The organism is Flavobacterium sedimenticola, assembly GCF_030053345.1.
In the GTDB taxonomy this organism is placed as follows: domain Bacteria; phylum Bacteroidota; class Bacteroidia; order Flavobacteriales; family Flavobacteriaceae; genus Flavobacterium; species Flavobacterium sedimenticola.
Window position 1 is genome coordinate 40,446 of sequence record NZ_JASGBP010000001.1, and the last position, 13,454, is coordinate 53,899.

The 13,454-nt window shown below is 40.3% G+C and carries 10 protein-coding genes and 1 tRNA gene; 2 read left to right on the forward strand and 9 right to left on the reverse strand.

Translation table 11 applies throughout. The features are described from left to right. Positions 1–15 precede the first annotated feature (15 nt). Genes QHT84_RS00155 through QHT84_RS00175 form a run of 5 tightly spaced genes read right to left on the reverse strand, consistent with a single transcriptional unit; the run spans position 16 to position 7,010 of the window. The gene (locus tag QHT84_RS00155; protein ID WP_283237512.1) at positions 16–579 is read right to left on the reverse strand and encodes a c-type cytochrome; all 564 of its coding nucleotides are present in this window, start codon (positions 577–579) and stop codon (positions 16–18) included. Between the two features lie 8 nt (positions 580–587). Then, positions 588–1,115: a DUF3341 domain-containing protein gene (locus tag QHT84_RS00160; protein WP_283237513.1), complete on the reverse strand. Its 528-nt coding sequence runs from the start codon at positions 1,113–1,115 to the stop codon at positions 588–590. Between the two features lie 8 nt (positions 1,116–1,123). Continuing rightward, on the reverse strand, positions 1,124–2,533 hold the full coding sequence (nrfD, locus tag QHT84_RS00165) for an NrfD/PsrC family molybdoenzyme membrane anchor subunit (RefSeq protein ID WP_283237514.1): 1,410 nt from the start codon (positions 2,531–2,533) through the stop codon (positions 1,124–1,126). Positions 2,534–2,572: 39 nt separating this feature from the next. Continuing rightward, positions 2,573–5,635, reverse strand: a complete 3,063-nt coding sequence (locus tag QHT84_RS00170) for a TAT-variant-translocated molybdopterin oxidoreductase (RefSeq protein ID WP_283237515.1) — start codon at positions 5,633–5,635, stop codon at positions 2,573–2,575. Between the two features lie 31 nt (positions 5,636–5,666). Further along, the gene (locus tag QHT84_RS00175) at positions 5,667–7,010 is read right to left on the reverse strand and encodes a c-type cytochrome (RefSeq protein WP_283237516.1); all 1,344 of its coding nucleotides are present in this window, start codon (positions 7,008–7,010) and stop codon (positions 5,667–5,669) included. A 218-nt stretch (positions 7,011–7,228) separates the two neighbouring features. On the opposite strand from QHT84_RS00175, the gene QHT84_RS00180 reads away from it, so the two are divergent. Next, positions 7,229–7,618, forward strand: coding sequence for an SPOR domain-containing protein (locus QHT84_RS00180; RefSeq protein ID WP_283238296.1), 390 nt, complete (start codon positions 7,229–7,231; stop codon positions 7,616–7,618). Between the two features lie 28 nt (positions 7,619–7,646). Here the strand turns inward: QHT84_RS00180 and infB are convergent, their stop codons facing one another. The 3 genes from infB to rimP are packed head-to-tail and all read right to left on the reverse strand — an operon-like array spanning position 7,647 to position 12,121. Further along, a complete protein-coding gene (gene infB, locus QHT84_RS00185) occupies positions 7,647–10,361 on the reverse strand; it encodes a translation initiation factor IF-2 (protein ID WP_283237517.1) in 2,715 nt (904 codons plus the stop codon). Positions 10,362–10,403: 42 nt separating this feature from the next. After that, positions 10,404–11,645, reverse strand: coding sequence for a transcription termination factor NusA (nusA, locus tag QHT84_RS00190; RefSeq protein ID WP_283237518.1), 1,242 nt, complete (start codon positions 11,643–11,645; stop codon positions 10,404–10,406). Between the two features lie 11 nt (positions 11,646–11,656). Then, positions 11,657–12,121 carry a ribosome assembly cofactor RimP gene (gene rimP, locus QHT84_RS00195; protein ID WP_283237519.1) on the reverse strand — a complete coding sequence of 155 codons (465 nt, stop codon included), beginning with the start codon at positions 12,119–12,121 and terminating at the stop codon, positions 11,657–11,659. A gap of 172 nt (positions 12,122–12,293) precedes the next feature. Here rimP and QHT84_RS00200 point away from each other — a divergent pair, with 172 nt between their 5' ends. Next, a complete protein-coding gene (locus QHT84_RS00200; RefSeq protein WP_283237520.1) occupies positions 12,294–13,118 on the forward strand; it encodes a universal stress protein in 825 nt (274 codons plus the stop codon). Positions 13,119–13,166: 48 nt separating this feature from the next. Here QHT84_RS00200 and QHT84_RS00205 read toward each other — a convergent pair. Next, positions 13,167–13,237 (reverse strand) — tRNA-Gln (locus tag QHT84_RS00205). Positions 13,238–13,454: the final 217 nt, after the last annotated feature.

The following is a 13,454-nucleotide window of genomic DNA, read 5'->3' on the forward strand; positions in this document are numbered from 1 at the left end:
CTGTTTGTTCTACAATTATAATTTACTTTTGAGTTGCATTACATATGCTGCCACTTGCCAACGCTCTGTTTGACTTAACTGATTGGCATGAGAACCCATGGAGTTTAATCCGTAAGTTACCACGTGGAAAATACTTCCTTCGTTGATGACTCTGTCTTTATAACTTGGCACACCTAAGAACTTCTCATTGCTTACTAATTTACCTTTACCGTCTCCGGTAGTACCATGACAAATGGCACAGTATATTGTAAAAAGCTCTTCTGCTTTTTTCATATCCACTTGGGTAGAATCTAATGGTGACTTCAAGTTAGCGGCTTTCACAGCCACTAAAGCTTCCGGAGTGTTTGGGTATTCGTAAGGCACAAAACCTCTTTTGATGGAGCCATCAGCCGGCTCTTGCCCTTCTTTCCCTTTAAGTCCGGTAGGTGAATTGAAAGCATCAGACTCTGAATAAGTCTCATAAGCCACAGATTCGTACATATTTGGCATATACTGATAGTTTGGCTTCTCGTCATTTTTACATGAAGATACACCTACTACGATACCTAACACTACTGTTATTTTAAGTAAACTTTTCATATCTAATATTAATGCTTATCAATTACTTTTACTTCAACTGCACCGGTTTCTTGAAAGAATTTCACCAATTCAGCTTCATTATCATGCACCGCCACTTCCATTAAAAAGTGATCATCGGTTGTTCTTACATCAGGGTTTTCCGCTTGCTTGAATGGCCATAATCTACTTCTCATGTAAAAAGTAATCACCATCAAGTGGGCAGCAAAGAATACGGTCATCTCAAACATAACCGGAACAAAAGCCGGCATGTTTTGATAATAGGCAAAACTAGGTTTCCCCCCGATATCCTGCGGCCAATCTTGTATCATGATGTAATTCATCATGGTGGTGGCCACTGTTAATCCTATACATCCGTAAATGAAAGCACAGATGGCTAAACGTGTCGGAGCAATGCCCATTGCTTTATCCAAACCGTGTACCGGAAATGGAGTAAAAACTTCTTCAATGTGATGATGCGCAGCTCTGGTTTTGTGTACTGCATCCATCAATACATCATCATCATTGTATATTGCGTGTATAACTTTATTACTACTCATAGCAATTATTAATGTTTATCTGAATGATTGTGACCTTTTGCTTCTCTTTCTCTTTTATAGTTTTCTCCCGAAGATTTCAAAATGGTTTTTACCTCCGCCTGAGCAATCACAGGGAATGTTCTGGCATACAAAAGGAATAACACAAAGAAGAAACCTATGGTACCGATAAAGATTCCGATATCGATGTATGTAGGTTGGAACATGGTCCATGAAGACGGCAGGTAATCTCTGTGCAATGAAGTCACGATGATTACAAAACGCTCAAACCACATACCAATGTTAACTACAATAGAGATGATGAAAGAGAACATGATGCTGGTTCTCAATTTTTTGAACCACATGAACTGTGGAGAGAACACGTTACAAGTCATCATCGACCAATACGCCCACCAGTAAGGACCGGTAGCTCTGTTCAAGAACGCATATTGTTCGTACTCTACACCTGAATACCAAGCCACAAATAACTCCGTGATATAGGCTACACCTACAATCGAACCGGTAATCATGATGATGATGTTCATCAATTCGATATGTTGGATGGTAATGTAAGCTTCAAGATTAGACACTTTTCTCATGATGATCAAAAGTGTGTTTACCATTGCGAAACCGGAGAAAACGGCACCGGCAACGAAATAAGGCGGGAAAATGGTGGTATGCCATCCCGGAATTACCGAGGTAGCAAAGTCAAAGGATACAATAGTGTGTACTGAAAGTACTAATGGAGTTGCTAAACCGGCCAAAACTAAAGAAACCTCTTCAAAACGTTGCCAATCTTTAGCTCTACCACTCCATCCGAAAGAAAGGATAGAATAAATTCTTTTTGTGAAAGGCGTTACGGCACGGTCTCTTAGCATCGCGAAATCGGGTAATAAACCTGTCCACCAGAACACCAAGGATACCGAAAGATAGGTCGAAATCGCGAATACGTCCCACAATAACGGAGAGTTGAAGTTAACCCACAAAGAACCGAATTGGTTTGGAATCGGCACTACCCAGTAGGCTAACCATGGACGACCCATGTGAATAATCGGGAATAATCCGGCTTGAATTACCGAGAAGATGGTCATTGCTTCTGCCGAACGGTTAATGGCCATTCTCCATCGTTGACGGAATAATAATAATACCGCAGAGATAAGTGTTCCGGCGTGACCGATACCTACCCACCAAACGAAATTGGTAATATCCCAAGCCCAACCTACAGTTTTATTTAATCCCCATGATCCGATACCGGTAGAGATGGTGTATACAATACAACCTATTCCCCAAAGGAAAGCGATTAATGCGATAGAAAATACAGTCCACCACTGTTTATTGGCTCTTCCTTCTACCGGAGCGGCTACATCTACAGTTACATCGTGATAAGTTTTATCTCCGATAACTAAAGGTTTTCTAATGGGTGCTTCGTAATGAGACGACATAATCCTTTATATTGTTTCTTAATTAATTACTATTTGATACTAGGTATTTCTAACTTTAACGTGATAGAATACATTTGGTTTAGTTCCTACGTGCTCCAACAAATGGTACATTCTGTTGCTCTCTGCTAACTTAGCCACTTGGCTTTCTTTGTTGTTCACATCTCCGAAGACCATAGCACCACTGCTACAAGCAGCCGAACATGCTGTTTGGAACTCGTCGGTAGCCACTTCTCTTCCTTCGCGTTTGGCTGTTAAGATAGTCAACTGTGTTTTTTGGATACACATTGAACATTTCTCCATAACCCCACGTGAACGAACGTTCACATCAGGATTCACCACCATACGTCCTAAGTCATCATTCATGTGGAAATCAAACTCATCATTATTGTTGTATAAGAACCAGTTAAAACGACGTACTTTGTACGGACAGTTGTTCGCACAGTAACGCGTTCCCACACAACGGTTGTAAGCCATTTGGTTTTGACCTTGACGTCCGTGAGAAGTAGCGGCAACCGGGCAAACAGTTTCACATGGTGCGTGGTTACAGTGTTGACACATTACCGGTTGGAAAGCTACTTGAGGATTATCGGCCGGACTTTCCATCTGACCGAATCCGCCCAACGAACCTTTGTCACCAAATAGTCCGTTAAAGCTTTCTTTTTTCTCGTTATCTTGTTCAAACGTTTCTTCTGATGAATAGTATCTGTCGATACGCAACCAGTGCATATCACGACTTCTTCTTACTTCCGACTTACCGACTACCGGTACATTGTTTTCGGCATGACAAGCAATCACACAAGCGCCACATCCGGTACAAGCATTTAAGTCGATTGATAAATTAAAATGATGTCCAACCGAACGGTCAAAAGACTCCCATAAATCTACTGAAGTAGCTTCTACTTCTTTGTGATCCAGAGATACTTTCGGTGTTGGGTTCCAAACATCCGGTTCATCGAATTTAGCCGTAAACACTGTAAGCGTGGTTTCTTTAATAATATCGCCACGACCCATTAATGTTTTTTGTGATTGCACACAAGCAAATTCGTGTTCTCCCGCAGCTTTGGTTAAGGAAGCCGCTTGAACATTATTGAAATTATTGTATAGCGCATACGCATTAACTCCTACTTGCATTTCTTCCTTAAGTCCGGCTTTTTTACCGTAACCTAAAGCCAAACCAATAGTACCCGGAGCTTGTCCCGGTTGAATAATCACCGGAGCCGTTACGGAAACGTTACCTACTTTTACAGTAGCATAACTTCCGTTAAGACCACCATTGGCAACGATTTCATTGGTTAATTGTTTCTTCTCAGCATCCGCTCTTGAAATCGTAATATAGTTATCCCAAGACACTCTGGTAATCGGATCCGGGAACTCTTGCAACCATGGGTTGTTCGCTTGTTGTCCGTCACCAAGACCGGTTTTGGTATATAAAACCAATTCGAATTCGCCTTCTGATTTGGCTTGTGCTAAAGCATTAGCTGCAGCTGTATAATCCGCTGAACCCGCCGTGGTCGGAACCGGAGCGCCAACTACTAAACCATCATGTAAAGCCTTATTCCATGTCATGCCGTTTAAGTAGACTGCTGCGTTGGCTTTGATATAATCGTAAAAAGAAGCGCTGTTTCCTGTCCATGACAACAACCCTTCTTGGAATTGTTTAGAACTGAACAACGGACGAATAGTAGGTTGCACTAAAGAATAGGTTCCTTTAGTCAACACCAAATCGTTCCAAGATTCTAAATAATGGGGAGCAGGGATGGCAATATTGGTTACTGAAGCCGTCTCATCTTCTCTTAATGAAAATGCTGCAGATAATTTTACTTTTTTCAAACCGCTAACAAATTCTTTGCTGTTAGCTAATGTATATACCGGATTCACATCACTCATAATTAGAGTGTGTACACTACCGGCATTCATGTCAGCAATCAACTGGGCCACTTTAGCATCAGAACCTTTACGGATTTGACGAGTTCCTGCAGTTGAAAAAGCCTCACTAGCCAAAGCTTGGTTGATAGCCAACACTAATAATTGAGCGTTCTTGTCTTGAATACCGCTCACTAATACGCCTTTGCTTCCGGCAGATTTTAATTGTTGGGCAGCCTTAACTACTACATCTTCATTCGCTATTTTCCCGATAGCCACACTAGCACCGGTCACTATGCTGTATATTTTAACAAGCGCTTGCTTTTGAGCAGCCACCGTCATAGGTACGCGCTTATCAGCAGCAGCACCCGACAAGGTCATGTTCGCTTCAAACTGAAAGTGCTTGGACATTTTTCCTTTTTGAGGGATTCTGCCTTGAGCATATCCGGCATCATAACCGCCGCCTTGCCAATCACCTAAGAAATCAGCACCTACAGAAACAATAGTAGCCGCTTTTGAAAAATCGTAATCCGCCAAAGCACGCTCGCCGTAAACTGCTTCGAAAGCATCTAGAGCGGCTGATTCGGAAACAGCATCATAAACCACGTGCTTAGCGGTTGGATTTTGAGCAATAAACTCGGCAATTAATTTTTCGGTAGAAGGACTGGCTAGTGTACCGGTTAACAATACTACTTGTCCCCCTTTTGCTTTAGCGTCGGCCAAACTCGCCTTTATTTTCAAATCAGCTGCCGCCCAAGTGGCGTCTTTTTGATCTATCTTAGTCACCTTCAAACGCATATTGTCGTACATCGACAATACAGAAGCATGCACTCTGGCATTAGCGGTGAATTTAGCACCGACCAACGTATTATTCTCAATTTTGATTGGGCGCCCTTCTCTTGTTTTTACCAACAAATTAGCAAAATCAAAACCATCAAACATGGTAGTGGCGTAAAAATCAGCCACACCCGGGATGATTTGCTCCGGTTGTAAAACATATGGAATTGACTTGTGGACCGGACCTTCACAAGCTGCTAAAGTAGCCGCCGCAGTACTAAATCCAACGTATTTCAAGAAATCACGACGAGTTGTTGAGGAAGAAGACAACGAATCCTTGTCAGACAGAAAGGTATCTGTCGGAATTTCTTCTACGAATTCATTATTTCTAAGCGTCTCAACAATAGAACTATTTTCGTTTAGCTCCTCAACACTTTTCCAGTATTTTTTGTTCGATGACATCGTATATAAATATTAGCTTCTTAATAATTGATTAATAGTGGCACTTACCACATTCTAAACCTCCCATTTGCGCTGCAGTTAATTTCTCTACACCGTACTTTTTGGAAAGCTCTTCGTGAATTTTAGTATAGTAAGCATTGCCTTCCATCTTAACATCAGTTTCACGGTGACACTTAATACACCAACCCATTGTTAAAGGAGCAAATTGTTTTTGAACTTCGTAGGTTTCAACCGGTCCGTGACATTTTTGACACTCAATTCCCGCAACGGTAACGTGCTGTGAGTGGTTGAAATATGCAAAATCAGGCAAGTTGTGAATACGCACCCATTTCACAGGTTGTGTTTTTCCGGTATATTTTTGAGTAGCTTTATCCCAACCTACTGCATCATATAATTTTTGAATCTGAGCATCGTAAAACGGCTTTCCGTAACCGTCTGTATTGGTAGTATCCGAAACCTCAGAAATATTTTTATGACAGTTCATACAAACATTTAAGGACGGAATACCGGCATTTTTACTTACTCTGGCTGCAGAGTGACAATATTTACAGTCGATACCGTTAACCCCGGCATGAACTCTGTGCGAATAGTGAATCGGCTGTATCGGAGCGTAATCCTGATCTACACCAACCTGCATCATCCAACCGTATACAAAGTAACCACTGGCCAACAAAAGGAAGATGGAAGCCACCAATACCAAAAATTGATTTCTAGCAAATGCTTTCCACAAAGAAACTGAACTTTCTTTCTCAGCCACTTGGATTCCGTTAGCTTTAGCCACTTTAGTCAACACATTATTCACAAAGAACAACATGACAACCAACATCAACATCACCAAGGACAATGCGCCAAGAATAACATTGTTAGAAAGACCGCTTTCTTCAACCGGAGCTCCTTTTCCATCCGGAGTAACTCCAGGCGCTTTAACTTCCGCCTTAGGCTCAGAAGTATACGCAATGATATTATCAATATCTGTTGTAGACAACTGCGGGAAAGCAGTCATTACGGCTTTGTTGTTTTCTTCAAAAATTTTGATTGCTTTGGCATCACCGGATTTAATCAAAGCAGAGCTGTTGTTAATCCACTTGTACAACCATTCTTTGTCGTACTTAGCCGCCACACCTCTCAGTGCCGGTCCGGTCATCTTTTTATCCAAAGCGTGACAAGCCGCACAGTTGGCGCCAAACAAAGCTTTACCGGCTGCAGCGTCACCCGTTCCGGCTGCAGGAGCAGTTGCAGCAGCTGCAGGAGCAGCAGCGGCATCAGTGGCCGGTGGTGTAGTTTGTGAAAAAGAAGTGAAGGAGAATGTTAGCATTAACGCTAAACTAAAGACTATTTTCCTTGAAATCGAATTATGGTTACCCACTTTTTTCATATAGTATAATGATTATCGACTAATTTTGGCACGATTTTTAACGATTGCTTTTGAGCTAAAAACCGACACTTTATTAAAAACTTGCACAAAAATACGACTTATGTACTATTATCAAAACCTTAAATATATCTTAAATAACAATTTATATCAATTCTAAATAACAAATTGTGTCTTGTTTAATTTTTTAAGTTTTACATTTGTATAAAAATCAAATCATTATGACCATTTTGACCAAAACAAAGCTGTTTTACTTGACTTTATCCCTGCTTTTTTTTACACAAAAAAGCCGGAGTCAGGAGGAAAAAGTAACCTTACATCAAGACCCGAAGTTTGAGCAGCTTTTAAATGAAAAAAGAAAGATAAACAGCTCAATTACTATCAATGATCGCTACAAAATTCAGATTTTTAACGGAGATAGTGAAAATTCAAAAAAAACGTTGATTGATTTTAAAAAGGAATATAAAACTCTTGATGCAACCATCGTCTTTAGTACACCCCAATACAAAGTTTGGGTCGGCAATTTTAAAACTCGAATTGAAGCTGAAAAAAACCTAGAGTTACTCAAAAAAAGATATCCCAATGCTTTTCTGATAAAGCCAAACAAATAAAAAAAGGCCCCAAAATCGGGGCCTTTTTTTATTTCAATTTTTTCTTCACTTCCACTTCCTGGAAAGCTTCGATAACATCATATTCGTGAATGTCGTTGTAGTTCTTAATCTGCATTCCACAGTCATATCCTTTGGACACTTCCTTCACATCATCTTTAAAGCGTTTCAGTGTGGCCAATTCTCCGGTGTAAATAACTACCCCTTCGCGAATAAGACGAATTTTAGAGTTTCTGAAGATCTTACCATCGGTGACCATACAACCGGCGATAGTACCGACTTTAGATATTTTAAAGGTCTCCCGAATCTCGGCAGTTCCGGTAATTTCTTCTTTCAATTCCGGTGACAACATACCTTCCATGGCGTCTTTCAAGTCGTCGATGGCATCGTAAATAATCGAGTAGTTTCGGATATCGATTTCCTCCTTATCGGCCAATTGCTTGGCATTTCCGGAAGGACGCACGTTAAATCCGATAATAATCGCATCGGAGGCCGAGGCTAGCAATACGTCAGATTCCGTAATCGCTCCAACGCCTTTATGAATAATTCTGATTTGAATTTCTTCAGTAGATAGTTTGGAGAAGGAATCCGATAAGGCTTCTACCGAACCGTCTACATCTCCTTTTAAGATAATATTTAACTCTTTGAACTGACCCAAAGCGATACGGCGACCAATTTCGGCCAATGTAATGTGCTTTTGGGTACGCACCGATTGTTCGCGTAATAATTGCGTACGTTTGGCGGCAATTTGTTTTGCTTCTCTTTCGTCTTCGAAAACATTGAATTTATCTCCGGCAGTTGGCGCTCCGTCCAAACCTAAAATAGAGATAGGTGTTGATGGTCCGGCCGTAGTCACGTTATGACCCCGTTCATCGTGCATTGCTTTGATTTTACCGTGATTTTTACCCGCCAATACATAATCTCCCACTTTCAAAGTACCGGCTTGTACTAAAACTGTAGACACATAACCTCTTCCTTTGTCTAAGAAAGCCTCTACTACGGTTCCGACAGCAGGTTTTTTCGGATTGGCTTTCAAGTCTAATAACTCCGCTTCCAACAATACTTTTTCCAGCAATTCTTTTACACCGGTTCCGGCTTTTGCAGAGATATCATGGGATTGGTACTTACCACCCCAATCTTCTACTAACAAATTCATACCGGCCAATTGTTCTTTAATTTTTTCCGGATTAGCCGCCGGTTTATCCACTTTGTTAATAGCAAAAATCATGGGAACTCCGGCCGCTTGCGCATGACTGATTGCTTCCTTGGTTTGCGGCATAATATCGTCGTCCGCTGCAATCACAATGATGGCAATATCGGTCACTTGAGCCCCACGAGCACGCATAGCCGTAAAGGCTTCGTGACCCGGTGTATCTAAAAACGTAATCGATTGCCCATTATCCAACTCTACTCCGTAAGCACCGATGTGTTGGGTAATTCCTCCCGATTCCCCGGCAATAACATTCGTTTTACGGATGTAATCGAGTAATGATGTTTTACCGTGATCTACGTGACCCATAACGGTAACAATAGGCGCGCGGTGAACTAAATCTTCCGGTTTGTCTTCCACCACTTCAATCGCTTCTTCAATATCGGTAGTGATAAACTCTACTTCATAGCCAAACTCATCGGCTACAATAGACAAGGTTTCCGCATCCAAACGCTGGTTCATGGTAACCATGATTCCCAAGGCCATACACGTTCCGATAACTTTGGTAATCGGCACATCCATCATGGTTGCAATTTCTCCGACGGTCACAAATTCTGTTACTTTCAGAATTTTGCTTCCTTCTTCCAATGCCTGCATTTCTTCTTCAGAACGCTGACGGTGAGAATCACGTTTGTCCCGACGGTATTTGGCTGCTTTGGATTTGTTTCCTTTTCCTTGTAAACGCTCTAGCGTTTCTTTGATTTGGTTTTTAACTTCTTCTTCTGTTGGCTCTACTTTTTGTACTATCGCGGGACGGTTACCCTTTTGGAATCCGGGTTTTCCGCCAAACTTAGCGTCTTTATTTTGAGCACCGCCAACTGCCGGTCTTTGTTCTCCGGGCTTTGGCGCAATTCTTTTTCTTTTGTTTTTATTGCTGTTCGCATTTTGTCCTGCCGCCGCATTAGGAGTAGCGGTATTGGCTTTAGCATCTTTTTTGAAATCCTCTTTTTTCTTTTTAGGCTTTTCAAACTGTGATAAATCGATGACCTGACCTGTTAAAGTAGTTCCCGATAATTTTTGATACTGTGTGGTAAAAGTTTCATCGGCTGTCGTTTCTTCTTTTACAAGAACTTCTTTTGGTGCACTTACCTTCTCGGTTTTCTCCTCAACAACTTCTTTTTTCTTTTCTTTGGGTTCTTCAGTAGAACTTTCCGTTGGCTGTGCCACCGGCGCTTTAGGTTCCAAATCAATTTTACCGACTTGTTTCGGACCGGTTACCACCGCTTTAGCCTTGATAAGCTCCAACCGTTGACGTTCCTCTTCTTGCTTTCGCTTATCTTCAATTTCTTTTTCACGCTCTAAACGAAGCGCTTCTTTCTCTTTTCTGATTTCTTCACTTACGCCTTTAGAAGCTTCTTTGTTCCCTTTGTCTCCTGCAAATTGGCCACAAAGAATATTATACACTTCGTCGGAAATCTTTGTATTCGGACTTGCTTCAATAGCAATCCCTCTATCTTTCAGATAATCTACAGCTCTTTCCAAAGAAATATTTAATTCCCTTAAAACTTTATTAATTCTAATGTTTCCTTCAGACATAAAATGTTTTTAATGTTATGGTTGATGTGTTGTGGCGAAAGATTAGTCCTCGAACTCTTCTTTCAATATTTTTATTACTTCTAAAATAGTTTCTTCTTCCAAATCGGTTCTTCTCACCAAATCAGCCACATCTTGATTCAGGATACTGCGAGCGGTATCTAAACCGATTTTAGCAAACTCATCAATTACCCATCCGTCGATTTCATCGGAGAACTCTGTTAATTCAACATCATCTTCTTCGATAGCGCTGCCTTCGCGAATCACATCCAACTCATAACCGGTTAATAATCCGGCTAACTTAATATTGTGTCCGCCGCGACCGATAGCCTTAGATACTTCTTCCAATTTAAGGAATACTTCAGCTCTTTTTTTCTCTTCATCAATTTTAACCGAAGATACTTTGGCAGGGCTTAACGCTCTGGTAATATACAACTGAATGTTGTTGGTGTAATTGATTACGTCAATATTTTCGTTCCCTAACTCACGAACAATACCGTGAATACGAGAACCTTTCATTCCCACACAAGCGCCAACCGGATCAATTCTGTCATCATACGAATCTACGGCTACTTTGGCTTTTTCGCCCGGAATACGTACTACTTTTTTAATCATAATCAAACCGTCAAAAACTTCCGGAATTTCTTGCTCGAACAATTTTTCCAGGAATTTATCCGCCGTTCTCGACATGATAATTTGAGGCTTATTGCCTTTCAACTCAACGCTTTCAATGATTCCGCGCACATTGTCTCCTTTACGGAAGAAGTCGGACGGAATTTGTTTTTCTTTCGGCAATACAATTTCGTTTCCTTCATCATCCACCAAAATTACAACTCTTGGTCTAACATGATGCACTTCGGCAGTATAAATTTCACCTATCAAATCTTTAAATTGTTTATAAAGATTGGTGTTGTCGTGTTCGTGAATTTTGGAAATCAAATTTTGACGCAATGCTAAAATGGCTCTTCTACCTAAATCGATTAATTTCACCTCCTCGGATACATCTTCTCCTACTTCAAAGTCGGGCTCAATTTTACGCGCTTCAGACAAGGCAATTTGTTGGTTTTCATCCTCCACCTCACCATCAGCGACCACCACGCGATTTCTCCAAATCTCCATATCTCCTTTGTCGGGATTGATAATGATATCAAAGTTGTCATCAGAACCGTATTTTTTCTTCAATGCGTTTCTGAACACATCCTCCAAAATCGCCATAAGCGTTACTCGATCAATAAGTTTATCATCTTTAAACTCTGAAAATGATTCGATTAATGCAATATTTTCCATGTCTGTTTTTATTAAAATATTATTATAACAATTGCTTCTTTTATGTCTGCATAAGGAATATCCCGTTGGTGCTCAACCGTTTCTTTTCCTTTGCCTATTTTTTTGGGCTCTCTCGCCTTCCACGAAAGCGTGATGTAATCATCCGAAGCTTCAATAAGCGTAGCCTCGATAGTTTCGGAGGCTGTTTTTACTTTGAGTGTTCGGCCTATATTTTTTTTAAACTGTCTGACCAATTTTAAGGGCGTTGACACTCCGGCTGAAGCCACTTCAAGTGAAAAATCCTGCTCTTCTCTGTCTAAATTGTGCTCGATGGCCCGACTGATATCAATACAATCTTGTAAAGATACGCCATTATCGCCATCCAAGGTAACCATTATTTTGTAACTGTCTGTAATGGTTAAGTCTACAAGAAACAGCGAAGGCTTTTCCTGCAATCCTTTTTCTAACAAATCAGCAACTTTTTCTTTGAATGTCATACTTGTATAAAAAGAGGGAAGCGATGCTTCCCTCATTATTTAATTTTGAATGGTAAATAACGCTGCAAATATAGTTATTTTTTTAAAAATCAAAAACCTTTGCCAAATCAAAAAAAAATAATACCTTTATATTGTTAATAATTTACAACCCAATACATACCTTTTTACCATTATGAAAAAAATATTAGTCCCAACAGACTTCTCGGAACACGCCGGTTACGCCCTTAAGGTGGCTGCTCAAATTGCAAAAAAAAACAACGGTGAAATTTTTCTTCTCCACATGTTGGAATTACCACATCAAGCCAGTGATGCTGTAGGTTCCGGACATGATTTGCCGGAGATTATGTTGTTTAAAAATGCCGCCATCAACAAGTTGGAAGAGTTGATGGACGACCCGAGTTTGGACGGCATAAAAGTTTCGGAAATCATACAATTCGAATTGGCTTTTGACGGTATCATGAATATCAGCAAGAAAAATGATGTTGATTTAATTGTTATGGGTTCTCATGGTGCCAGCGGCTTCAAAGAAATGTTTATTGGTTCTAATGCTGAGAAAGTTGTTCGCAACTCTGATATTCCGGTATTGATTATCAAGAAAGAAGCCGGAGATTTTGAAGTCAATAAGTTTGTTTTTGCTTCTGACTTTTCAGATGAAATTCGAAAACCATTTGCCAAAGTAGTGGAATTCGCCAATAAGTTCAATGCCGAATTACATCTGGTTATGATTAACACCCCCAGCAGTTTTAAACCAACGCATATTGCCAAAGATATCATGGACAGTTTCATTTCCAACTTTAGCATCAATAAATTTTCCACAAACATTTACAATGATGTGAATGTTGAAAACGGGGTCTTAAACTTTGCGAATCATATCGATGCCGATTTGATTGGCATGAGTACGCATGGCCGAAAAGGATTGGCTCACTTCTTTAACGGAAGCATTAGTGAAGACCTGGTAAATCACGCCGTAAGACCGGTGGTGACTTTTAAAATATAACCAACTGTTACAGAAACAAAAAAGCCTCTCAAATGAGAGGCTTTTTTGTTGGCCCACTAGGACTCGAACCTAGAAAGACGGCACCAAAAACCGTAGTGTTACCATTACACCATAGGCCATTTAAATCATTAAACACAATCACATACTAAGTTCGAAGAACCTGCGTTTTGCTTAATGCGAGTGCAAATTTAGAACAATTTTTATTTTACACAAACAATTCTTAGAAAAAAATAAATCATTGTCACGAAGGATGTCTATTCATAATCCTAATAAACTTGTACTTAATTTGTTATTGGGATGAGAATTTTTTGTTAATGCCCTTTTAATTGCGTCAAA

Coding starts and splice junctions, on each gene's coding strand:
- QHT84_RS00180 (WP_283238296.1), top strand. CDS start 7,229: ATGACCATTTTGACCAAAACAAAGCTGTTTTACTTGACTTTATCCCTG.
- nrfD (WP_283237514.1), bottom strand. CDS start 2,533: ATGTCGTCTCATTACGAAGCACCCATTAGAAAACCTTTAGTTATCGGA.
- QHT84_RS00200 (WP_283237520.1), top strand. CDS start 12,294: ATGAAAAAAATATTAGTCCCAACAGACTTCTCGGAACACGCCGGTTAC.
- QHT84_RS00155 (WP_283237512.1), bottom strand. CDS start 579: ATGAAAAGTTTACTTAAAATAACAGTAGTGTTAGGTATCGTAGTAGGT.
- QHT84_RS00160 (WP_283237513.1), bottom strand. CDS start 1,115: ATGAGTAGTAATAAAGTTATACACGCAATATACAATGATGATGATGTA.
- QHT84_RS00170 (WP_283237515.1), bottom strand. CDS start 5,635: ATGTCATCGAACAAAAAATACTGGAAAAGTGTTGAGGAGCTAAACGAA.
- rimP (WP_283237519.1), bottom strand. CDS start 12,121: ATGACATTCAAAGAAAAAGTTGCTGATTTGTTAGAAAAAGGATTGCAG.
- infB (WP_283237517.1), bottom strand. CDS start 10,361: ATGTCTGAAGGAAACATTAGAATTAATAAAGTTTTAAGGGAATTAAAT.
- nusA (WP_283237518.1), bottom strand. CDS start 11,645: ATGGAAAATATTGCATTAATCGAATCATTTTCAGAGTTTAAAGATGAT.
- QHT84_RS00175 (WP_283237516.1), bottom strand. CDS start 7,010: ATGAAAAAAGTGGGTAACCATAATTCGATTTCAAGGAAAATAGTCTTT.